Annotated in this window: 19 protein-coding genes; 14 read left to right on the top strand and 5 right to left on the bottom strand. The window is 51.9% G+C overall.

What is annotated here, in order from left to right; all coding sequences use genetic code 11:
* Window positions 1-14 precede the first annotated feature (14 nt).
* The 4 genes from E1162_RS09675 (at window position 15) to E1162_RS09690 (ending at window position 4,236) form a co-directional block, all read left to right on the top strand.
* Window positions 15-1,001 carry a branched-chain amino acid ABC transporter permease gene (locus E1162_RS09675; protein ID WP_155130102.1) on the top strand — a complete coding sequence of 329 codons (987 nt, stop codon included), beginning with the start codon at window positions 15-17 and terminating at the stop codon, window positions 999-1,001.
* Between the two features lie 9 nt (window positions 1,002-1,010).
* On the top strand, window positions 1,011-2,078 hold the full coding sequence (locus tag E1162_RS09680; RefSeq protein ID WP_155130105.1) for a branched-chain amino acid ABC transporter permease: 1,068 nt from the start codon (window positions 1,011-1,013) through the stop codon (window positions 2,076-2,078).
* Window positions 2,075-2,938 (top strand): alpha/beta fold hydrolase, encoded by an 864-nt coding sequence (locus tag E1162_RS09685; protein WP_155130107.1) that lies wholly within the window; start codon window positions 2,075-2,077, stop codon window positions 2,936-2,938. Before E1162_RS09680 ends, E1162_RS09685 begins: the two co-directional genes overlap by 4 nt.
* Before the next feature lie 272 nt (window positions 2,939-3,210).
* Window positions 3,211-4,236, top strand: coding sequence for a PQQ-dependent sugar dehydrogenase (locus tag E1162_RS09690; RefSeq protein WP_257098890.1), 1,026 nt, complete (start codon window positions 3,211-3,213; stop codon window positions 4,234-4,236).
* A gap of 90 nt (window positions 4,237-4,326) precedes the next feature.
* Here E1162_RS09690 and E1162_RS09695 read toward each other — a convergent pair whose 3' ends face one another.
* Window positions 4,327-7,389 (bottom strand): aminotransferase class III-fold pyridoxal phosphate-dependent enzyme, encoded by a 3,063-nt coding sequence (locus E1162_RS09695; protein WP_155130400.1) that lies wholly within the window; start codon window positions 7,387-7,389, stop codon window positions 4,327-4,329.
* Window positions 7,390-7,512: 123 nt separating this feature from the next.
* Here E1162_RS09695 and E1162_RS09700 point away from each other — a divergent pair, with 123 nt between their 5' ends.
* Window positions 7,513-7,944 carry an Lrp/AsnC family transcriptional regulator gene (locus E1162_RS09700; RefSeq protein WP_371311885.1) on the top strand — a complete coding sequence of 144 codons (432 nt, stop codon included), beginning with the start codon at window positions 7,513-7,515 and terminating at the stop codon, window positions 7,942-7,944.
* A gap of 365 nt (window positions 7,945-8,309) precedes the next feature.
* Here the strand turns inward: E1162_RS09700 and E1162_RS09705 are convergent, their stop codons facing one another.
* Window positions 8,310-9,314 (bottom strand): purine-nucleoside phosphorylase, encoded by a 1,005-nt coding sequence (locus E1162_RS09705; RefSeq protein ID WP_155130117.1) that lies wholly within the window; start codon window positions 9,312-9,314, stop codon window positions 8,310-8,312.
* A 363-nt stretch (window positions 9,315-9,677) separates the two neighbouring features.
* Between E1162_RS09705 and E1162_RS09710 the strand changes: the two genes are divergently transcribed.
* Window positions 9,678-10,028, top strand: coding sequence for a NirD/YgiW/YdeI family stress tolerance protein (locus E1162_RS09710; protein WP_155130120.1), 351 nt, complete (start codon window positions 9,678-9,680; stop codon window positions 10,026-10,028).
* A gap of 65 nt (window positions 10,029-10,093) precedes the next feature.
* Here E1162_RS09710 and E1162_RS09715 read toward each other — a convergent pair whose 3' ends face one another.
* Together E1162_RS09715 and E1162_RS09720 are read right to left on the bottom strand one after the other, a co-directional pair.
* Window positions 10,094-10,924 (bottom strand): MIP/aquaporin family protein, encoded by an 831-nt coding sequence (locus E1162_RS09715; RefSeq protein ID WP_371311886.1) that lies wholly within the window; start codon window positions 10,922-10,924, stop codon window positions 10,094-10,096.
* A 256-nt stretch (window positions 10,925-11,180) separates the two neighbouring features.
* On the bottom strand, window positions 11,181-12,416 hold the full coding sequence (locus tag E1162_RS09720; RefSeq protein ID WP_155130123.1) for an MFS transporter: 1,236 nt from the start codon (window positions 12,414-12,416) through the stop codon (window positions 11,181-11,183).
* Window positions 12,417-12,686: 270 nt separating this feature from the next.
* Here E1162_RS09720 and E1162_RS09725 point away from each other — a divergent pair, with 270 nt between their 5' ends.
* Entirely contained in the window at window positions 12,687-14,372 is a 1,686-nt protein-coding gene (locus E1162_RS09725) for an ATP-binding protein (protein WP_155130127.1), read from the top strand.
* A gap of 9 nt (window positions 14,373-14,381) precedes the next feature.
* Here E1162_RS09725 and E1162_RS09730 read toward each other — a convergent pair whose 3' ends face one another.
* Window positions 14,382-15,065: an IclR family transcriptional regulator gene (locus E1162_RS09730; RefSeq protein ID WP_155130131.1), complete on the bottom strand. Its 684-nt coding sequence runs from the start codon at window positions 15,063-15,065 to the stop codon at window positions 14,382-14,384.
* Window positions 15,066-15,201: 136 nt separating this feature from the next.
* Here E1162_RS09730 and acnA point away from each other — a divergent pair, with 136 nt between their 5' ends.
* The 7 genes from acnA (at window position 15,202) to E1162_RS09765 (ending at window position 23,483) form a co-directional block, all read left to right on the top strand.
* Complete coding sequence (acnA, locus tag E1162_RS09735) at window positions 15,202-17,787, top strand: aconitate hydratase AcnA (RefSeq protein WP_155130134.1); 2,586 nt, start codon at window positions 15,202-15,204, stop codon at window positions 17,785-17,787.
* Entirely contained in the window at window positions 17,787-18,932 is a 1,146-nt protein-coding gene (locus E1162_RS09740) for a 2-methylaconitate cis-trans isomerase PrpF family protein (protein WP_155130137.1), read from the top strand. Before acnA ends, E1162_RS09740 begins: the two co-directional genes overlap by 1 nt.
* Window positions 18,929-19,429, top strand: coding sequence for a ribonuclease E activity regulator RraA (gene rraA, locus E1162_RS09745; RefSeq protein ID WP_155130140.1), 501 nt, complete (start codon window positions 18,929-18,931; stop codon window positions 19,427-19,429). The genes E1162_RS09740 and rraA overlap by 4 nt, the downstream gene beginning before the upstream one ends.
* A 43-nt stretch (window positions 19,430-19,472) precedes the next feature.
* Window positions 19,473-20,456: a tripartite tricarboxylate transporter substrate binding protein gene (locus tag E1162_RS09750; RefSeq protein ID WP_155130143.1), complete on the top strand. Its 984-nt coding sequence runs from the start codon at window positions 19,473-19,475 to the stop codon at window positions 20,454-20,456.
* Window positions 20,457-20,559: 103 nt separating this feature from the next.
* Complete coding sequence (gene prpB, locus E1162_RS09755) at window positions 20,560-21,468, top strand: methylisocitrate lyase (protein WP_155130145.1); 909 nt, start codon at window positions 20,560-20,562, stop codon at window positions 21,466-21,468.
* Window positions 21,469-21,471: 3 nt separating this feature from the next.
* Entirely contained in the window at window positions 21,472-21,951 is a 480-nt protein-coding gene (locus E1162_RS09760; RefSeq protein ID WP_155130149.1) for a tripartite tricarboxylate transporter TctB family protein, read from the top strand.
* Between the two features lie 11 nt (window positions 21,952-21,962).
* Window positions 21,963-23,483, top strand: a complete 1,521-nt coding sequence (locus E1162_RS09765) for a tripartite tricarboxylate transporter permease (RefSeq protein ID WP_155130152.1) — start codon at window positions 21,963-21,965, stop codon at window positions 23,481-23,483.
* Window positions 23,484-23,491 lie beyond the last annotated feature (8 nt).

The following is a 23,491-nucleotide window of genomic DNA, read 5'->3' on the forward strand; positions in this document are numbered from 1 at the left end:
AGGGAGCTTTCACTATGATTTCTAAAAGAATTGAGCAGCTTGGCGGGGTATTTCTGTTACCTGTCGCTATTGCCGCCCTCGCCTTTGTGCTGATTGGAGCCCCAGCAAGTTGGGTAACCCTGACCATTGCTGGCCTTTCCATGGGCATGATGATTTTCCTTATGGCCTCCGGCCTCTCGCTTGTTTTCGGCCTTATGGACGTGCTCAATTTCGGGCATTCCGCTTTTGTTAGTTTCGGCGCGTTTATCGCCGCCAGTGTACTTACATGGAGTGCGGGTTGGCTTACGTCCGATAGTATCGCGCTGAATGTGCTTGCTCTGATGCTGGCAATAATGGCTGCTATCAGCTTCGGCCTTCTGGCGGGCTGGTTTTTCGAGGTCGTAATTATCAAGCCGGTCTATCATGACCACCTGCGCCAGATCCTCATTACAATGGGCGCGCTGATTATCTCCGAGCAGCTCATTCTCGCCATTTGGGGTGGCACACCGCTTTCTGTACCCCGTCCTGAATTTCTGGAAGGTGCGGTCATCTGGGGCGATGTCTCCATTGAGATTTACCGCGTCTTTGCGTTTCTCGTAGGCGCGGTGATCTACGCTGGGCTCTACTTCCTCTTCAAACGCACTCGGATCGGCCTTTTGATCCGTGCAGGCGTAGAAAATCGTGAGATGGTGGAAGCGCTTGGATACCGCATCAACCGCCTGTTCCTTGGCGTCTTTGTGCTAGGCTCGGCCCTCGCCGCGCTGGGTGGCACCATGTGGGCAGGCTACGAGACACTTATCTCACCGGCGCTGGGCTCGGAAATGATGATCGTTGTCTTTATCGTCGTCATCATTGGCGGATTGGGCTCCATTGAAGGCACTCTGCTAGGCGCGCTCATTGTTGGCCTCATGGGCAACTACGTTGGCTATCTTGCGCCCAAGCTCGCACTCGCATCCAATATGCTTATCATGATGGCAATTCTCATGTGGCGCCCTAGCGGCCTCAAGCCAGCAGTGAAGTAGGAGGCCGCAATGGAAAAAACCAACGGAAACCTTCTCGTCAAAGGCACTGTTTTCCTCGTCTGGGCCATCCTACTTTTCGCACCATTCCTATTTCAGGATGTGCGTTCAACAGAAGTAGCAGCCCGCATTCTTGTCTTCATCGTGCTTGTCTCAAGCTATGACCTGCTCATCGGCTACACAGGCATTGTATCCTTCGCCCACACCATGTTCTTCGGCCTTGGTGCATATGGAACCGCGATTGCGTTAAAGACCATGGGGCCAAGCTGGAGCGCCGTTATATTGGGCGCGCTTATCGGCCTTGGAATCTCGCTCGTAATCGCACTTGCTGTGGGGCTATTATCGCTGCGCGTGAAGGCAATCTTCTTTGCGATGATTACGCTCGCAGTTGCCTCAGTTGCACTCGTCATGGCCTCCCAGCTCTCCGGCCTTACGGGCGGCGAAGACGGCATTACCTACCGCCCTCCGTCTATCTTCAAGCCAGCTGCTAAGCTGCTCACCGATGAGAATGGCAAAGTGCTGCGCATTTTCGGCGTGAAGATGAACGGTAAGATCGCAGCCTACTACTTCGTCTTCTTTAGCTCGCTAATACTGTTCTGCGTTATGCTCCGGCTGGTCGTCTCGCCAATCGGATCGGTCCTGAAAGCCATCCGTGAAAACGAAGCGCGAGCTGAGGCTATTGGCTACCGCGTCGTGGCTTATCGCACGCTTGTTTTCTGCGCAGCAGCTGCCTTTGCCTCACTCATTGGCTCGGTTTACGCAGTTTGGCTCAAGTACACCGGGCCGGATACTGTCCTGTCCTTTGCCATCATGATCGATATCCTACTGATGGTCGTTATCGGCGGCATGGGCACCATGTGGGGCGCGGTAATCGGCGTAGTGATGATGACACTGGCACAATACTACCTGCGCGATCTTATGGGCGTTGTTGCTGACGCCACCCATAATCTGCCTATCGTACCGGAGCTATTTGATCCAGATCGCTGGCTTTTGTGGCTCGGCCTCTGCTTCATCCTTCTCGTTTACTTCTTCCCAACGGGCATAGCCGGACGCCTTATGGCAAAAGGAGAACCAGCATGACACAGCCACGTTTTTCCTTCGTGCCGGTTATGGACCACATGCTGCACGTCACCGAGTGGGGTGATCCTAAAAACCCCGCAATTGTTATGTGGCATGGCCTTGCTAGAACCGGACGCGATTTCGACGAGTTAGCTGCGGCCTTGAGCGACAAATATTTCGTCCTGTGCCCGGATACCATCGGACGCGGCCTTTCCAGTTGGGCCACAAATCCGGAGGCCGAATACAGCATCGAGTATTTCACGGGCCTCGCCTCGGATATGCTGGAGCATTACGGTATTGAACAATGTGCGTGGATCGGTACGTCCATGGGCGGTTTGATCGGCATGCGCATGGCATCCGGCCCGCTGAGAGACCGGATTTCGCAGCTCGTTATCAACGATATTGGGCCGGAAATCCCTCAGGAAGCCATAGACCGTATCCTGACCTATGCAGGCAAACTTCCCCATTTTGAAGACATTCAAGAAGCGGAAACTTGGCTGCGGCAGGTGTATACGCCCTTCGGCCCTGCGGACGACCAGTTCTGGAAGCGTATGGCGCATTCCTCGGTTCGGCGAATGGAAAGCGGCAAGCTGACGATCCACTATGATCCGCGTATCATCGTTATGTTCTCCGCCTCCAGAGAGGAAATGACGACTTGGGATCGTTATGAAAAGATCCGCGTTCCAACAACGGTCATCTGGGGCAGAACATCTGATATTCTCACCGAAGAAATTACAGGGAAGATGGCAGCCCTCGGACCCAAGGCAAAGGTTCTAGCGATAGAAGATTGTGGCCATGCCCCTACTCTATCAAGGCCAGATGACATCGCATTGCTAAGAGGTATTCTGGAAGAGCAAGCAGAGCAGTATTCTCTAGCCTAACTTCGCAGACAAAACTCAAAGCACATTCCGTGAACTATTATGGAAGCGGCCTCCTATAAAACCAGTTAGTCTAGCACCTCTGGATTTATGGGAGGCTTTTTGTGTTCAGGTTTACAGCAAGCTCTTTATTTGTCGCTTCAGCGTTTTTCTTAGTACCCACTGCATCTGCTCAAAACAATTTCAACGCGTCTCCTCCGAACGCAGACTGGCAGAAACCGGCATTTCCCGGTCAGACCCGAGCCCCCATTATTGAAGATGACATTGATTTGTCATTGGAAACGATTGTTGACGGCCTTCAACGACCTTGGGGCATGGCGCAACTTCCAGATGGTAGCTGGCTAATTACCGAAAAACGCGGACGTTTACGTTTGGTATCAAAGGAAGGAAACATCTCCGCCCCGATTTCAGGCCTACCCTCTGTCGATAGCAGCGGACAAGGTGGCCTTCTAGACGTTGCAGTACAAGATGATTTCGACAATACGGGCCGTTTGTGGTGGAGCTTCTCTGAACCTCGGTCCCGAGGAAGATCTTCTACGTCTGTGGCGACAGGCGTTCTATCAAAAGATCGCACCACAATCTCAGATGCCACTGTGATTTTCCGCCAAAATCCGGCGTGGGCGTCCTCCCGCCACTTTGGTTCCCGTCTCGTCTTTGATAAGTCGGGCGCCCTGTTCATTACAACGGGAGACCGAGGAACGCCAAGAACCAGCCAGATGGCGCAGGACCCCAAAACGCATATTGGCAAGGTATTGCGCATCGACCCGCTGACCGGTGAGCCCAAAGGCGCCACCGACAATAAAGGGTTTGCTCCAGAGGTGTGGTCTTACGGGCATAGAAACATGCAAAGCGCGACACTCGGGCCCGATGGTAACCTCTGGACAATTGAGCACGGGCCACGCGGCGGCGACGAGCTAAACAGGCCGCAAATGGGAAAAAACTACGGCTGGCCGGTTATCACTTACGGCGAGACCTACAGCGGCCGTCCAGTTGGCAAAGGCCAAACACAAATGAAAGGCATGGAACAGCCTCTCTACTACTGGGACCCTGTGATAGCACCAAGTGGCATGGCCTTTTCCGACCCGAAAGTTTTTCCAGAATGGAAAACAAGCATTCTCGTGGGCGGTCTTGCAAGCCAGTCTCTAATCCGGCTGGAAATGGACAGAGCCAAAGTAAAAGGTGAAAACCGCTACCTTGAAGGGATGGCTCGTATTCGTGACGTCGCAACCGGCAACGACGGTGCCCTTTATATCCTCACAGATTCCAACAATGGTGCTCTGATCCGCATCACACCTAAATAGTGACGCCTGCTTTTGGGAAAGAGATGAGAGGAACCTTCGTCGGCTTATAGCTGAACGACGGTTCCTCCCTGTGCTTTATCAAATATGGCTTTACGCTGGTTCAAGCTCCGCCATGACCTCAGCAAACGCCTGATCAAGAACGCCTAGTAAAAGGTCAGCATTCTTCTTTGAAAACACCATTGGAGGACGCATTTTGAGCACGTTATCGTAAGGTCCTTCCGTTCCCATCAGAACGCCAAGCTCCTTGGCTCGGTTTGTGATCTTTCTGGCAGCAGCAGTGGCTGGCTCCTTCGTTTTCCTATCCAGCACCAACTCGATACCGAGGAACAGCCCCATTCCGCGAACATCACCGATGATCTCGTAGTTTTCTGCCAGCCTATTAAAGCCAGAGATCAGATAGTCTCCAGTAACTTCGGCATTTTCACGCAAGCCTTCGTTTTCAATTGTATTGAGAACGGCCAAGCCAACAGCGCAGGAAACAGGGTTTCCGCCGAAGGTGTTGAAGTACTCCATACCGTTATTGAACTTGTCTGCGGTTTCCTTTGTCGTTACGAGCGCTGCCATTGGGTGACCATTGCCAATCGGCTTACCCATTGTAACGATATCGGGTGTCACGCCTTGGGATTCAAACGCCCACCAATGACGTCCCACTCGGCCGAAACCAACCTGCACTTCATCAGCCACGCAAAGTCCGCCAGCCTCACGCACCAAACGATAGACTTCCTGCAAATACCCGTCCGGCATAAACACCTGACCAGCAACGCTTGGAATGGACTCGGCAATAAAGAACGAAGGTGAAGTGCCCCTTTTCGCCATATCGCGGATTTGCTGCTCCACGCTTTCAATGTAGCGGGCGACTATCTCTTCCTGCGGCCAGTCAGCTGGTGCACGGTAAACGTCAGGAATTGCAGCCTCATACACATGATCAGCGCGCCCATTACCACCCTTTCTTTTGTATTTATATGGACTTAGATCGATCAGTTCCGGTGTCGTCCCATGGTAAGCCCAGTCTAGAACGATGGCGTCACGCCGTCCGGTAACGGTCTGGGCCATTCTAATCATCAGGCTATTGGCTTCACTGCCGCTACACACAAACGATGCAACTGACAGACCTTCCGGCAAGGTTTCTGTTAGACGCTCTGAGTATTCTGCAATGTTATCATGAAGGTAGCGTGTATTCGTGTTGAGCTTGGCGGCCTGATTTGCAAGGGCCTCAACCACTGCAGGGTGCGCATGTCCCAGATGACAAACGTTATTAAAGCAGTCCAGATACGCCCGCCCTTTATGATCGATAAGAAAAGCCCCATCACCGCGCACGAACTTGATCGGCTCCTCGTAGGACATGGAAAGGTTTGGCAGGAGGCGCGCTTTTCTTACGCTAATGATCTCTTCAGGCGTACGCCCTTCGCTGCCATACGTTTCAGGCGGAAGCCCTGCAAAGTCTGAAGCATCTGGGAATAGGTCTGCCCAAACATCCATGTACTCGGCTTCACCCACGCCCAGAATTTCCGGCGCAGAAAGTTCAGCATCCGCGCTAAGCTGGAGGTGAAGATGAGGTGCCCAGCCCCCGTTTTCGCTCGGGTTCCCCAAGTAACCGACAAGATCACCAGCAGCCAAGGTATCACCAACAGATAAGCGCTCGGCGGCCTCATGAGCCATGTGCCCCCAAAGACTCACAAACGGCACGCCGTTATCTGTCTGATGTTCAAGGGCGATCATGCAGCCATAGCCAAGCGGATCAACTTCCACCTCGACGCTACGAACAACAGCGGGCATAGGCGAGAAGACTTTGGTTCCTGCCCCTAAAAACAGATCCACACCTAGATGATGCGTACGGCGTTGGCCTTGGATGAACTTGCTTTCAAAGATACTGGAGGAATAGACGGACCGCTTTTCTCCCCATGGGCCGATACCAAGTTCAACGCCCTTTTCCTTTGCATATGCTTCCCACCACGCTTGCGCAACATCCGGCTGCCGGTTTCGGCTGGAAAGCGTCATGACATGCTCAGGGTCTATAAACGGCACAATATCCTTAGCCATCATCGCTGGATGACGTTCAAACACAGAGGCGAAGCTATCTCTGTTCTTGCTGCAAAAGCGGCGGATTTCATCCGCACCGCGAACAGCTTCAAAGCCACAAGCCCTGCGGAATATTGCAGTAGCAAATGCTGGTTTGATCGCAGCAAGCTTTTCTAGCAAGTCCCAAGCTGGCTGCTCGCTTACTGCAAGGTATGGATTATCTTCAGTTTCATCTCTCCGCAGCGCTGAAAGGCTTACGCTTGTGACCAAGCGCATGGCGATAAGATCGAAGAGAAGATCAACTTCCTCTTCTTCGAGCGGGTATTCAGCATGGTACGCTGCAGCTAGATCAGCCGCGACACCAATCGGGTCTTTGGTATCCATGATGGAATAAGCACCAGCGATTGCCACCTCGGCAATAACTGGTGTGTGAAGGCTATCACCAAAGTCAATCAAACCGCAGACATGGCTCGGATCATTTTCATCAACCAGAACGTTCCAATCGTTAGCATCGTTATGGATAACAGCGGCTCTCAGACCGGCAAACTTCGGCTCAACATGCCTTTCAAAGCGATCAAGGAAGTAGGAAACAATCTCACGCTGTTTGTCATTGGCAAGAGCATCGAGACGGGAACGCGCATGGCCTGCGCTGCGGATGTCCCAATCGAACGTGCGCAGAGCGCCGGGGTGCACGAAACCGCGGAGGGCTTTGTCCAACCGGCCAAGAAGAGAACCAAGGCTTGATATGACAGCTCGAGAGCGTTCGCTTTGGGCTAAAGGCACACCCGCAACCCACGAGACGACGCGCATGGAATGCACCGTCCCTTCCGCACTATCAACTTTCTGAGTTGCCATGCCCTGCTTTGTCTTTTGCAGGCGTGGCATGGGAAGCTCTGGGGCACTAGTAGCCAAGTGCTCCAGCATCGCTGTTTGAAAATCGGTTTCAGCAGCAGGTTCGCTAGCGTTGACAATTTTTACAGTAAACCGCTCACCGGATGCTGTTTGCAGGCAGTGGTTCTGGTCTCTTTCACTTTCAAGCGGTGTAAGTGCCCCTTCAAGTCCCCAATGAATGAAAAGAAACTCTGCAATATGCTTGGTATCGAACGCTGGCGCTGGATGCGTGATGTCGGTCATGGTTTCCTCCGTTACATCCAGCATACCGACCACTACGTATTTCGCTTCCGACCAAAGGACGGTTGCACCGACATAACGTCGGAACTAATAAGTATTTTACCGGCATAAAGTTTGGAGCGCTCAGTGGACCTCGACAGCAAAGATAGAGAGATAATTGGCATACTGGCGAAGGATGCCCGCATATCAATCAAAGCTCTGGCTGCAAAAATCGATCTGAGCCGCAGCGCCACAAGTGAAAGACTTTCAAAACTAGAAAGAAGCGGCGTCATTCGAGGCTATCGCGCCGATATCGCCTCTCAAGACCCTGCCCTGATTTCGGCCTTCCTCCTAATTCGCCTTGAACGAACTCCCATGCATTCATTGCTGGATACGCTCGCTGCATTTCCGGCGGTTAAGCGGGTTAGCTCGGTCAGCGGAGAACTGGATCTTATCGTTGAGGTCGAAGCACAAACCATGGAAGCGCTGAACACCGTGCGAGATAGAATTGCAGTAAGCGGTGGTGTTTGCGACCTTACTACCTCAATCATTTTGAGAGATGAAATCCAACGCGCTTGACGGTTTGCGCCCTCTCTGCAAGGCCAAGTGAATGGGCTTATCAACGGTACGATTGAGGCTGGTAATATCTTTATTTAGACGATTGTAATCGCTCAATATTATTATGGAATAATATTACATTATGTAGGTATGGATGATTTGCAGCTATCTAAAATTTAGAGATCAACTTATCGATGGAACCACCCTCCCAATGACGAAATAACCGCCGCAAAGCCTATGCGGCTAGTTCCGACGATATCACCTGCCCTCACCTTGAAAGCCATGCAACGTCCTCGAAACGAAAAAGGGGCTCGCGGCATTTCTGCTCGCGAGCCCCTCGTCTATTCGAATTGTTTAGGTTCTAAGTTCAGGGAGAATGCCCCCTCTTACTCACCCAACCCTTTGGAATACTTATCCCAGTTACCAATGATTTCCTGCGCGAATTTGTTACCAACGCGGAACGCATTTTCTTTTGCAGGAGGGAAGCCGCCGGAGTTTGCTTTCAAAGACTCGATCGCGGTCTGATTATCGTTCTGACGATCAAAATTGGAAGCGGTGCGTAGAACAGCGATACGCTCGAAATCAAGCTTACCTGCATCCGCAGCGCGGCGCAGTGCTGTAAGGGTCGCGTTGTCTTCCATCTGGCTGGTGCAGTAGTCGCCTTTGCCTTCAGTCAGCGTCGCAACGTGTCCAGCTACTTCTTCAGCCGTGATCTTGCCGTGCCAATAGGTATCAGTAGATGCGGTAGAGCAAACCATTACATTTGGCGCACCCTTTGCAGCATCCTGCGAATACGCAGCACGGTACGCTTTTGCGATATCACTATCAGCCAGCTCTACGTCTTTGGTGGTTTCGTAAGCGAGCTTTACGAGCGCCGGGTTCAGCTTGAACACCTCGTTACCAGCGCCCCAAGTTGCCTTCTCACCCGGCCCTTTAGTGCCAAGACCGATGATCTGGCTGTTCCATTCTGCTGGCGCTTCGCGGTCATCAATACGGTGGAACAAACCAACGTCCACAACGTAGTCAGCCCAAGTCGCAGCGCTCAAAGTGCCGTTGTTAGGATCGATGCCCGCAATACCGGCAATAAGGAAGTAAGTCTGGCTGAAGTCAAACTTATCAGAAAGCGTCAGCGCAAGAGTCGTACTCGCTGCATTTGCAAAACCCATTGTGGTTGTTGCCACGCAAAGGTCATCATTGCACGCAACGTCTTTGTTAGACGCTGGCAGGCCCGGTACTTCAATCTTGTTGGAGAGGTCCAGATTGGTCAGCCATGGCTTCGTTTCACCATCAAACATAGTGATAACCATAACTTTAGGCGCGACAGGTTGAGCCTGCGCAACAACTGGTAGAGCCAGTGTAGCCAAGCACAGAGCAAGTGATCGCAAGTTCATTTGAACTTTTTCCTTTTTGGGAAGGGACAGTTTGTCTAGAGCCTCCCATTAATGGAAGTGCAAAATGTATTCATTGAGCAAACTAGACTAGTCCACTGCTTTGCACAGGTATCTCAGTATCAAGATGTGCGCAGTTTTAAGAGCTGCAGTGGCGTATCAATCTCGCGAAAACGAGCTAATTGCGACCCTGCCCTTTCCAAATAGGAACTAACTCATTGTTATTTATAACGAATATACAAAGTTAGCCACAGCATGCACCACTCGTGCGCGGGTATATTTCCACTTAACCATTAAACGTCAAAGTTTCGTCCAGATGTGGGCCTAGCAATTTACGTGTTCGCACATAACAAAAGGAACAAGCGAATGAAAAAGCTCCTATCTGCTGCACTGGCACTTTCTTTGGTTTGCTCTAGTGGTCTGGCATACGCTGCAAGCCCAGCTCAGACAGGCACACACGCTGAAGCAACAGCAAAAGCTGCAACAGCTGAAAAAGATGGCGCTAAGGTGAAGCTCAAAGGGAACATCGACAAGAAACTGGGTGATGACAAATACCAGTTCTCAGATGACTCCGGCATCATCATCGTAGAAATTGACGAGGAACTCGCTGTGCCAGATAAACTGGCCGCAGATACCCCTGTGTTGATCTTCGGTGAAATTGATCAGGACGCTCAGGGTAATATCATCGAAGTTGAAGCAATCGAATTCCTCAACTAAGATCAGAAATAACGCGATGCACCTCCCCTTTCCTTTAGGAGAGGTGCTTCCCCTAAAGAAAAGCTTTAGGCCGTTTTGCCAGCTACAATCTCTGCCGCACTTGCGCCGACGCGCACCTGCCCGCGCATGAACCTATAAAGCAGCGCACCAGTTAAGGCACCAGCTATAGGTGCTACAATAGGTACCCAGAGATAAAGCGAACCTGCACCATCATAGAAAACCTGCGCACCCCAGCCGTTCAATGCCATAAATAGTTTGGGCCCGAAATCACGCGCGGGGTTCATTGCAAAGCCGGTCAGCGGGCCTGTTGCTGCGCCGATCACGGCTACCACTACGCCAATGAGAAGCGGTGCCAAAGCCCCCTTCGCGGCGCCATTGCGTTCATCTGTAATGGCGAGGATCATACCCATCAAAATACAGGTAATCAGGAACTCGACAATAAAAGCGCCTGAAACACTAAGGCTTTTATGGGGGAAGGTTCCGAACAAAGCCGCACTTGCCATTGCTTCAGGGTTGCTCCGCACGACACCGTTCTGCAGTTCCCATTCAAGAAACAATCCTTGGTAAATGGCGTAGACAATGGCAGCGCCAAAAAGCGCGCCAAGCAGCTGAGATGCGATGTACGGTAACACCTTGTGACGCTGGAACCCGCCGAAAGTGAATAAGGCGATCGTAACAGCAGGGTTCAGGTGCGCGCCGGAAGTTCCCGAGGTCAAATAGATCGCAATCGTTACCGCCAGACCCCAGATCAGCGCTACTTCCCAGTGACTAAGCTGAACACCTGCAAGAAACGATGCGCAGAGTGCGCCAATACCCAGAAATAGGAACAGTGCCGTTCCAATAAACTCTGCAAGACAGGCTTGTGTTAGGTTTTTGAGTTTTTCTCGATTAGGCACGACGACAGCTTTCTAACTATCTTGTTATTTTTGGGCTGCTCCACCTGATCGCTTGGTAGCGAAAACGTTGTCAGCCATTTTGTGCCTGCTCATACCAAAACATGACTTCTTTACAAGACTAATCTGTAACACTTCACCCAAAAACCTAGGTATATCAGTGTAATACATCAAACATATTCCGCTAAGGGAGATATGACAGATAGTACCGGATATCACAGGTCGATAACCCTAAGAGTTAAAGAACCACCCTGTCACATTATTGTTTGTCTGAGGTCTCTTCTTCTCGCGCAATGCGCAGTTCTCGCCTGTAGATCAGCATTGCAGCTGTAAGAAGCAAAATGCCCGCAAGAACATAAAACAGGGTGTGAAACGCTTCTGGTGGATGCTGTCCCGAAGCTGTGCGCGGATAAAGATCAATGACGAAACCGGAGAGCGCCTGTAACGCGAACATACCAAGCGAAAACGTAAGCGAGGATACTGCGAGCGTTCTAACAAGTTGTTCCGGCGCGACTGCGCTGCGCATTTCCGTTACCAGAACCATTGCCGGTGAAAGCACAAGCCCAAGGATCAGAAGAGCTGGGAAAATTAGAACCTCAGACACCTGGAAGTAGGCAATTGCGACAAGGAAAAAGGCCGCAACAATTGTAAAAACCGGAACCGTTCTTGTACCCAGATACTGGGCAATCTCAGCTGCAAATAATGAGCCGCCAGCATAGCCAATCGCCATGACACCAAGCGCTATACCCTGCTCATGGGTAGACATAGCGTATTCGCTGTGCAGCCACGGCGCTCCCCAAAGCGCAAGAATGGTTCCATTCACGCCAACGATCGTGGTGATCGCCAACATTCTGGAAAGAAGAAACCCGTTTAAAAGAAAGCGCCAGCCGTGCGCCTGTGCAACACTGTCGGCAGCAGGCTCCCTGCCCTTGGCACCAATCACGGCCAGAAATGTTGCAATAGCGCAAACCACAGCAAGGCTGAACATCGCGCCGCGCCAAGTAAGGGCCACCACTAATAGCGCAAGCGGGGCAGTCGCGAACAGCGCACCCAAACGGCCCACAAAACTCGTTTCACTAGAAAGGAAGCGGAACTTGTTGTCGGACGCACCAGACTGGAGCACATAAAGGCCAGCGGTGGAAAGCGGTCCTGAACCAACCCCCATCAAGAAGCGCGCAAGAAATAGCTCGGTCAAACTATCGGCCATAGAAAAGGCGGCTGTTCCAAGAGCCATAAGCAGCCCGAAACATAGGAAGACAAACCTTGGCCCAAAACGACTTACCAGCGCAGCACCCGGCAGTAGCGAGAAACAAGCACCAAGCGAAAAAGCACTAGCCAGAGAGCCAATGGTTTTCGCATTCATAGAAAACTCCCGTTCAAGAGAAACGGCTATGAGCGCAGTGCTGTTTCGCAGAATTTGCGCGACAAATGGATCGAGAGCCAAAATCAGAACAAGAGCCTGAAGAGATAGAATTGCCTTGGTATCGCTTTTCATTACACATGCCAGTCATAGGAACCTTTGAAGACTAGCGGACGAACCATGAGGAATTATGTCCATTCTAGGTAGAAAATGCGGGCACCCCCAAACATGGTAAAAGCAACGTGGTTCAAGTCCCGCGCCCGTACACCATTTCCATAAAATACCCTTCGATTTTTACCTCCAGACCTAACAGAACAACCATAGAAGCTGCCTAAACTCGCTCTGTTGCGCAAAAAAAGAAAATGGACCGCGCAACCATTTGACTGGTGTGAGGAGCGTTAGGATATGAGTTCGAAAAAGGAAGATGGCCTTCAATTTGAACCAACTCTGGAGCAGCTGGGTATCGTCAACTCCCAACCCGAGCAGTGTTTCGATACCATCACTAGCCTGACCTCACAGGTTCTCGGCGTTCCTGTTTCGCTCGTCTCTATTGTCCAGCCAGAAGAAGACAGACAATACTTCAAAAGCGCTCTGGGCTTGGGAGAGCCTTGGGCAAGCAGAAGACAAACGCCTCTATCCCATAGCTTTTGTAAGTTGGTTTGCGCCACAGATGAGCTACTTAATGTTTCAAACGCCCCTGAGGATGACCGTGTAAAGAACAATCTGGCAGTCTCAGAACTGGGTGTAGTGGCGTACCTTGGTGCTCCGATCCGCATTGGTCAAAGCTCTCCTATCGGCGCACTATGCGCTATCGATGGCAATATTCGGGAGTGGTCCAAAGCGGATGAAGATACACTGAAGACCCTTGCCCGCGCAGTCACAGATCAATTTACTCTGCGCCGATTACTGGCAACCTCAAACGATGAGCTAGACCAAGCCAAAAGCAGCCGCCTGACACACGATCAATTCATCGCCACCCTTTGTCATGAAATTCGCAATCCCTTGCAGGCAATCACAGGCTCTATGGAGATGCTGCGCAAAACACCGTTAGATCCTGAGCAAACGCGCTATGTAGACGTGACAATATCAAGTGCCCAGACGCTTCAGGGGCACGCTGATGATATTTTGGAAATCAAACGGGCAGACGAAGGGATCATCAAGCTACAAAAACACCCGTTTTCTTTCCAGTCTCTCCTGTCGGAAGTGCAGTTTAGCTGCGGCCATAATATGAAAGAAAACAACAACATATTTCATATCACCACGAAGTTGAATGCCCTTGATTATAACGGCGACAGACGGCGGATTTTCCAAATAATCTCCAACCTCGTGAACAACGCCTCCAAGTTTACCAAGGACGGCAACGTGGAGCTGTCGATTACCTCCGAGAGCCTACGAGAAGGAGAAGATACCCTCGTAATTTCAGTGTCGGACAACGGCTGCGGTATCTCGCCAGAGCAATGTGAGCGGATATTCGAAAAATACTATGTGGGTGACGCCTCAAATACTGCTGCCCAGCCCAGCACAGGTATTGGTCTATCGGTTTGCAAATCACTTATTGAGGCAATGAACGGCCAGATTGGCGTAAGTAGCGAACTCGGTAAGGGAACGAGCTTTGAGGTTCGTATCCCAATGGAACGCGCTGCACCGGAGCCTGCAAACCGTATCACGGTACCAGAACCTGAAATCGAATCTGGTCCCAACCTTCTAGCACTCGTCGCAGACGATAATGATCTCAATCGCCAACTCACGAGCGCGATCTTGAAAACTGCTGGCTACACAGTAGACACCGCTGCCACAGGTCTAGAAGCACTCGGAAAGGCCGAGCAATCTGAATATGCGATCATCCTCACTGATATCGGAATGCCGGACCTAGACGGAATTGAGTTTACAAAACAGCTTCGCAGTTCCACCTCGCCAAGTGCCAACAGCCCAATCTGGGCTGTCACCGGTAACGTGATGGAGGAAAAGGCGAACGAGTATCTGGCTGCAGGCATGCAAGGCTATCTGCCTAAGCCAATCAACCTCGATAAGCTCAACACCCTTTTGAAATCACTGGGCACTAATCAGAGCCAACTGAAAAAGCACGGATGACCAACCGCGCTAAAGCGGTTGGCGCCTCAGCTCTTCTGCCGCGGTTTCAACAAGCATGACATAGCGCTCTTTCAAGCTCGGATCGAAGCGCGTCTTGGGTCCGGATATAGTGAGAGCACCTGCAAACTCTCCGCTCGGCGTAAACACCGGTGTCGCAATAGACGCGATATTCGGATTACGCACGCCGTCCATACACACGGTAAAGCGGGAGTTGAACAGCTCTCTTTGCTCGTCCGACACCGCTCCTCCTGAAAACTGACGAAGCACTAAACCGGAAGCGCCGGTATCAAGGCTCATACGCACGCCTTCATCAACGCCATAGACTTCAAGCTCACTGCTGTTTTCGCGGTAAAGGCAAACGCGGTCGTTTCCTGCACGAACATAAAACGAAGCAGTCTCACCGGTATTGCGGACAAGCATCTTCAAAAACGGACGGATGTTTTTGCCTTGGTTGAACTCGTCCCTGAAAACAAGACCCAACTGCCAAACACTGGCCCCCAGTGAAAACTGGCCGTCCAGATCTCTATTGAGAAAACCATAGAGCTGTAACGAACGGGTTAGCCGTAGCAATGTTGTTTTGTGAAGTTCGGTTTCGCGGGATAGTTCGGTAAGGGTCAATCTCGTCTTTCGCTTCGAAAAAGACTGGAGGACGGACAGCGCTCTTTCCACCGACTCATTACGTTGAGCAGGCATTTGTTTCTCCTAGTGCAACTGACCCCACTTGAATATTGCTCCCAACGGATTTCCCTGTCTAGTATTCACTTACGGATATACACGTATCACTAGACCAAAGACTGAACAAAAGGTCTGGTGAAGGGGAATTTGGGACGTGAAAAGAACAAAAATCGCTGGAACTGACTACTACGGTATTGATTACAAGCGCGAGATCTCATCTGGATTCGGCGCTCTACCCTACTCTTTGCGCGTTCTTGCAGAAAACGTAAGCCGTCAGAACGATGGCAAGGCCGACATCCAAAAGGTCGTTGCCCGTCAGGCTGGCGCTGTTTCTTTCCGTCCATCCCGTCTTCTTCTTCAAGACATGCTGGGTCTTGCCCTTCTTGTAGATGTCATGGCCATGCGCACGAAAATCGCGCAGGAAGGCGGAGACCCTACCCGTGTAGATATGACCCTGCCCGTTGATCTGGTGATCGACCATTCCATGACGATCAACCATTGGGCAGACAGACTTGCCCTCTCGCGCAATCAGCAGCGGGAATTTGAAGTCAACAAAGAACGCTTTTCATTCATCAAGGCCTGTGAAGCACGCTTCCCGAACCTGCGGGTTATTCCGCCGGGTGGCGGCATCATGCATCAGGTCAACATCGAATACCTGGCAACTGTGGTTTCCAAGAGCGCAGCTGATGAGATGCTGCTCACGCCTGATACCAATCTGGGTACTGATAGCCATACAACCATGGTCAACGGCCTTGGTGTATTGGGCTGGGGTATCGGTGGCCTTGAGGCAGAAGCCATCATGTTTGGCGAAGCCACATCGGTTAACGTGCCGAAAGTCATTGGGCTTGAGCTGAAAGGCTCACTTGATAACTCCGTTACAGCGACCGACCTTGCACTACACGTGGCTGAAAAGCTCCGCGCTCTGGGCGTCGTAGATTGTTTCGTTGAGCTGTTTGGTTCTGGGTACAGCTCATTGAGCGTTGCGGACCGCGCAACGGTTACCAACATGTCGCCGGAATACGGTTCAACCTCCGTCTTCTGCCCATGTGACAGCAATACCATCCGTTATCTGCGTGAGACCGGCCGCAACCAAACAAATACCTTCCTCGTAGAGGCCTATAATCGCCAGCAAGGGCTTTGGTTTGGCGAGAACAATCGCTCTATCGAGTTTGAAAACACCGTAGAAATTGATCTCGGTTCCATTGGCAGAAGCGTAGCAGGACCAAGCCGCCCGGAACAGCGCATCGATCTGGCCAAGGCAACATCGACGCTGACCTCGGCAGAGGAAAAGACCGCGCAGCGTTTCCCGATTGGTGACAGTGAAGACACCATTGGCGATGGCGACGTTATCATTGCAGCTATCACCAGCTGCACCAACACTGCAAACCCGCGCAATATGCTGCTTTCCGGTTTGCTGGCCCGCAACGCCGTTGAAAAGGGCCTGAAGGTCAAACCTCAGGTGAAGACTTCGCTTTCACCGGGTTCGCGTGTTGTAGCTGCCTACCTTGAAAAGAGCGGGCTGCAAACTTCGCTTAACGCTCTTGGCTTTCACATTGCTGCATTCTCATGCTCCACCTGCAACGGCATGTCTGGCCCGCTCTCACCAGAACTGGATGAGACAATCCGCAAGAACGATGTCAAAGGCATCGCCGTTCTATCGGGGAACCGGAACTTTGCAGGCCGCATTCATCCACTGGCCAGCCGCAATATGATCGCCTCACCACCACTTGTGGTCGCTTACGCTCTGCTTGGAACCGTAACGAAGGACATCAGCAGCGAGCCCCTTGGTCATGATCTGGAAGGTCAGGCAGTGTTCCTGCAAGATATCTGGCCGGATGAGAATGAAGTGAACGCTATGCTATCCGAGTGCCTCACGCCTCAGGATTACAGCGAGAACTATGCAGAAATATCCAAGGTAAACCCGCGCTGGAATGATCTGTCCGTCGATGATGGAACATATGACTGGCAGCCATCTACCTACGTCACCTACCCTTCCTTTGTGGGCGGATTGACACGCGAGACAACGCCTCTTGCACCATTGGAGGGTCTGCGCCCACTGGCTATTCTGGGTGACAGCATTACAACGGACCACATCTCGCCGTCCGGTGCCATTACGCCGACTTCCGATGCAGGAAAGTTCTTGCTGTCCAAGGGAATTCCGGAAACAGATTTCAACTCTTACGGTACGCGGCGCGGCTCGATGGATATCGTTGTCCGTTCCACCTTCTCCAATACCCGCCTTCTCAACGAGATGGTGCCAGGCGAAGAAGGCGCCAAGACCGCTCTTCAGCCTGATAGCAAAACCGTTTCTATGTATGAGGCCATTGAAGCCTATCAGGAACGCGGACAGTCACTCATCGTCATCGGCGGCAAAGAGTACGGCTGCGGCTCCTCAAGAGACACAGCAGCAAAAGCGCCGTGGCTTGCTGGGGTTCGCGCAGTCGTCGTGGAGAGCTTCGAGCGCATTCACCGCTCCAACCTTGTCAACATGGGTATTGCGCCTCTGTGCTTCCCAAGTGGGGTTACACGCAAGACTCTGGGCCTCACTGGTGAAGAGGTCTTCGATATTTACTTCACGCATGACCTGAAGTCCGCAAAGATGGTCATCTACCGCGATCAAGAAGAGCCAGAAGCGATTTCACTCAAACTGATGCTTTACAACGACGCTGAGCGGAACACTTTCCGTCATGGCGGCCTTCTTGCCCGTTCCTTCCGCAGCTTTCTTGGGGAGGAAACCTGATGGCCTCCAAGATTAAAGCAGTCTTTGCCCGAGGCGGCACTTCCAAGGCGGTGGTGTTCAACAAAGCAGATTTACCAAAGGACCGACGCGAGTGGGATCACATTTTCCTCTCCGTACTCGGCAGCCCGGATCCCTATGGCCGGCAGCTTGATGGTATGGGTGGCGGGATCTCCTCACTCTCGAAAGTCGTTATCGTAGAGCCGTCTATGCGGGAAGACGCTGATATCGACTACACATTCGTACAAATCGCTGTAGGCGAACCTGTAGCGGATTACGGTGCCATGTGCGGGAATATGGCCTCTTGCGTCGGTCCATTCGCAGTTGAAGAGAAAATCGTACCTTGTGAAGACGGCCTAGTGAGCCTTCGGATTCACAACACCAACACCAGCAAAACGTTCTCCGCTCATTTTGAGGTCCGCGATGGCAACGTTATTGAGGAAGGTGATTTCACAATACCGGGCGTTACAGGTAGCGGAGCAGAAATCCGTTTGGATTTCCATGATCCGGGCGGTGCGAAAACCGGAAAGCTTCTGCCAACCGGAAACGCCAAGGACACCCTAGAGGTTGCTGGCATGGGCTCGGTGGAAGCGTCCATGGTGGATGCATCCAATCCGGTCGTGTTTGTCAAAGCTTCCGATCTTGGTGCGGACTGCCGAGCCCTGCCCCAAGTATTGGACGCAGATACTATCTTGATGGACAAGCTGGAGCGCATTCGCAAAGCCGCATCAGTAGCCATGGGCATCTCCAATACCGAGGAGGACGCGCTGCTTTCCAACCCGAAGGTAGCAATTGTTTCCCAGCCCGAGGACTTCACTGCTCTTGATGGATCTGGTCAGCACGCGCAGGACTTTGATGTAGCAGTTCGCCTCGTTTCAATGGGCAACTTCCACCGGGCAATCACCCTTACCGGAGCAATGTGCGTTGCTGTAGCTGCAAAGGTCAATGGAACGCTACTGGCAGATATTGCCGGTAACACTGATCAGCTACGCATCGGCAATCCATCCGGCATTCTGCCCGTTTCAGCGCTTGTAAGCGAGAACGAGGGCAAACCGTATGCAGTGAGCGCCACCACCTACCGGACCCAGCGCCGGTTGATGGAAGGCCATGTACTCGTTCCCCAGACGAAACTGGTGGAGTGCGCATGACCTACGCTCTTACCCCCTATCCGACAACAGACCTTAACGACGCTCACCCTGAAAAGGTGAAGCAGGTCATGCTCGATTTTAAAGATTTCGGCGCCCAGCGCATGTTTGCAGGCCGGATTAAGACGGCTGTGACCATGGAAGACACCAAGCTGGTACAGGAAGCGCTTTTCAAAACACCGGGCGATGGCGGCGTCATCGTTCTGGATGGTGGCGGCTCTTTCAGGAGCGCCATGTTGGGAGATTTGAATGCAGAACTGCTCAGAAAGAACGGCTGGGCAGGCATTGTAATAAACGGCGTGGTTCGCGACAGCGCACGCCTAGCAAACATAGACATTGGCATTAAAGCCCTTGGCACCACGTTTGTCCGCTCCGGCAAAACCGGAATTGGCGCACTCGACGTGCCGGTCGCCTTCGGCAATGTCTATTTCGAACCGGGCCAGTGCGTCTACTGCGATGAGGACGGCGTACTGGTATCGCAAGATCCGCTTACACCCTAAGCGGCCGGATTTTACTGAAAGCTTGTCATAAGGGAGGAGAAATATGACAGTTTTTAACATGACCCGCAAAACCGCCCTTGCTGTATTTGCAGCATCCGCACTTAGCTTTGCAGCGCCACTTCAGGCAGCAGAGCAGGTTCTGGAAAAGGTACACTTCCTTATTCCAGGCGGCGCTGGTGGTGGCTGGGACGGTACAGCCCGCGGTACCGGTGAAGCACTCACAGGTTCTGGCCTTGCAGGTCAGGCTTCCTATGAAAACATGTCCGGCGGTGGCGGCGGTAAGGCGATCGGTTACCTGATCGAAAACGCTGAAAGCAACCACGACACAATGATGGTTAACTCTACACCAATCATCATTCGTTCCCTCACCGGTGTGTTCCCGCAGAACTTCCGTGACCTGACACTTGTGTCTTCCACCATTGGTGACTACGCAGCAGTTGTTGTTGGTAAAGACAGCCCGCTGAACTCCATGTCCGATCTGGTTGAAGCTTACAAGGCTGATCCAAACGGTACAGCAATCGGTGGCGGTTCTGTTCCAGGTGGTATGGATCACCTCGTTGCAGCAATGGTAATGGAAGGCGCAGGCGCTGACCCTGTAGCTGTCAAGTACCTTGCATACGATGGTGGCGGCAAGGCAATGGCTGCTCTGCTCTCCGGTGAGATCAAAGCCCTTTCTACCGGTTTTGGTGAAGCAATCGAACTTGCAAACGCTGGCGAAGTTAAAATCCTCGGCGTAACGGCTGATGAGCGTCAGGATGTATACGACGCCCCGACCATGAAAGAACAGGGTATCCCTGTATCCTTCGTTAACTGGCGTGGTTTCTTTGCAGCTCCAGGTCTTCCTGAAGACAAGCTTGCACAGTTCCAGAAAGCAATTGCTGAAATGTACGACACCCCTGAGTGGGAAGCTGTACGTGCACGCAACGGCTGGGCAAACATCCACAACTCCGGCGATGACTTCAAGGTGTTCCTCGAAAATCAGGAACAGGCTATCGGCGACCTGATGAAGAAGCTGGGCTTCCTCTAAGCTAGTGAAAAATAGGTCGGTCCTACGGGGCCGGCCTTTTCCTTTTTCTTGCAATAAGAACGCGACCTCTCAAGAGGCACCGATTTACTCAAAGGGCAACTTTATGCTGCGTCAAAAACGAAACCCGCACGAAAAACGCAAGCAGCTTAGAAAGGCGATTGCGTCTCAATCTATTGTTCGCGCTCCCGGAGCGTTTTCTCCGCTTGTGGCAATGGAAATTGAAAGACAGGGCTTCGAAGCACTTTACATCTCCGGTGCAGTGATCTCTGCCGACCTCGGTCTACCGGATATTGCGCTAACAACTTTGAGCGAAGTAGCAGATCGCGCCGAACAAATTGCGCAAGCAACCAATCTCCCAACCATCGTCGATTGTGACACAGGCTTTGGCGAGCCCATGAATGCAGCCCGCACAATGCACATCATGGAAAGCCGCGGTCAGTCAGCATTGCAGCTGGAAGACCAGCTTGCGCCCAAGCGCTGCGGACAACTCGACGGTAAAACCCTTGTTTCGACCGAAGAAATGATCCAGCGGATCAAGGCTTCAGTCGATGCCCGCCAAGATCCCGAAACGGTTATAATTGCCAGAACTGATGCCTTCGCAACCGAAGGCATGGATGGGGCAATGGCCCGCGCAGCGGCCTATGTAAAAGCTGGTGCTGATGTTATCTTTGTAGAGGCATTGAAAACACCAGCTGAATGGCAAGAAGCAGCAGAGCGTACACCTGCTCCTATCCTTGCTAATATGACCGAGTTCGGAAAATCGGAGCTTCTTTCTGCCGCGGAACTGGAAAAGCTAGGCGCTTCCATTGTGATTTATCCAGTCACGTTGCTTCGGCTCGCAATGAAAGCCGCAGTTCAGGGTCTTTCTGAAATTGCAGAAAACGGAACACAAAAGGCTATACTTGATCAAATGCAAACCCGTGAAGAGCTCTACGGCCTTCTGGGATATGCTGATTACAATCAGCTTGATCAATCAATATTCAATTTCAAAATTACTTCCGGAGGGACTTAAGATATGGCCCTTGACCGATGGATCGCTTTATTCATCCTGATGATCTGCATAGCCTATGGTTATGCAGCATGGTTCACAATGGATGAGCTGTTGCCACCGATCATGCGACGCAATCCCGTCTGGCCTTCCAGCTTCCCGAAAATCCTTTCCATCCTTGGCATTGCGCTCAGCCTTGTCGTGGTTCTTGGTCTGGAGAAAGCTGAACAGACGAAAGCACCCGAAATTAATTACATGCGCTTGCTGGACTATAAAATCTTCCACGCAATCGCTCTTCTGGCCTTTATGGTCATCTATGCGCTGACTTTGAGACCTGCAGGGTTTCTCCTGTCCACGTTCCTGTTTCTTTCTGTAAGCAGTTTGATGCTCGGAGAGCGGCGTTATCTCGTCGTTATTTTGGTATCTGCCATTGCAGCAGGGTCCATTTGGTATCTGGTGGAGCAGATCCTTGGAATTTACCTTCGCCCGTTTCCTAGTTTTGTGTGAGGAGGCGCACGATGCTTGAAGGATTATTAATCGGCCTGTCTACGGCCTTTTCCATCTCCAATCTCCTGATGGTTATTGGTGGGTGTCTTATTGGTACCTTTATCGGCATGCTACCGGGTCTTGGCCCTATGTCGATTATCGCGATTATGATCCCAGTCGCGATTTCTATTGGTGACCCTTCCGCTGCGATTATTCTATTGGCTGGCGTTTACTATGGAGCGATTTTCGGCGGGTCCACGTCGTCAATTCTCATTAACGCGCCAGGTGTTGCCTCAACCGTGGCAACAAGCTTTGATGGTTATCCGCTTACCCGTCAGGGTAAAGCAGGTAAGGCTCTAACCGTTGCAGCGATCTCATCCTTTGCTGGTGGTACAATCGGCGCAATTCTCCTAATGGGTTTTGCTCCTGCACTTGCGTCTGTTGCTCTTTTGTTCCATTCGGCAGAATACTTTGCTCTCATGGTTGTTGGCCTTTCCGCCATTGCAGCGTTCGCAGGTACCGGTCAGGTTTCCAAAGCGCTTCTCATGACGGTTTTAGGACTGGTAATGGCAACCGTGGGCGAAGGCGTTCTGTTTAACATGCCGCGCTTCACCATGGGCATTATGGATCTACAGTCTGGCTTCGGGTTCATTACGCTGGCCATGGCAATGTTTGCGCTGCCTGAGGCTCTCTATCTCGTGCTTGATCCGACCCGTTCTGGACGTTCGTCCGGTCAAGGTAACGAGATCAAAGACTTGCGCATCACCAAGGAAGAAGCAAAGTCTATCGCACCTGTTATCGGCCGTCAGTCTATTCAGGGCTTCCTGATCGGCGTACTTCCGGGCGCAGGCGCAACAATTGCCTCGTTCCTCGGTTACGCTGTGGAGCGAAACATTGCTCCGCGTGAAGAGCAGGAAAAGTTCGGCAAAGGCTCTGTTAAAGGTCTTGCTGCACCAGAGAGTGCAAACAACGCTGCATGTACCGGTTCCTTTGTGCCATTGCTCACACTTGGCATTCCCGGCTCTGGTACCACGGCCATTCTGCTTGGAGCCTTGATCGCTCTTAACGTTTCACCAGGCCCCCGCCTTATGGTGGATCAGCCGCAGATCTTCTGGTCTGTTATCATCTCGATGTATATCGGTAACGTGGTGCTTCTCATCCTAAACCTGCCACTCATCCCTTACATTGCTAAGGTACTGGCCGTTCCGCGCACGTTCCTCATTCCGTTCATCCTGTTCTTCACCTTGATGGGCGCATATATTGGGCAGAACAACGCAACAGAACTGCTAATTTTGGTAGGTCTTGGTGTATCGGCAACCATCTTGCGCTTTGGGGATTATCCTCTCGCGCCGCTGCTGATCGGCTTTATTCTGGGCCCAATGCTGGAGGACAACTTCTCCCGCGCGATGCAGCTTTATGACGGTATTGGCTTTATCTGGGAACGCCCAATGACATTGGGCCTTCTGGCTCTGGCTCTGGCTCTCATATTCCTGCCAAGCTACCGCGCATCCCGTGCAAGACTGAAAGCACAAGGTGTTGCAGAGGGCGACTAACCGCCCGA

Source organism: Pseudovibrio flavus (genome assembly GCF_009711345.1).
Classification (GTDB): Bacteria; Pseudomonadota; Alphaproteobacteria; order Rhizobiales; family Stappiaceae; genus Pseudovibrio; species Pseudovibrio flavus.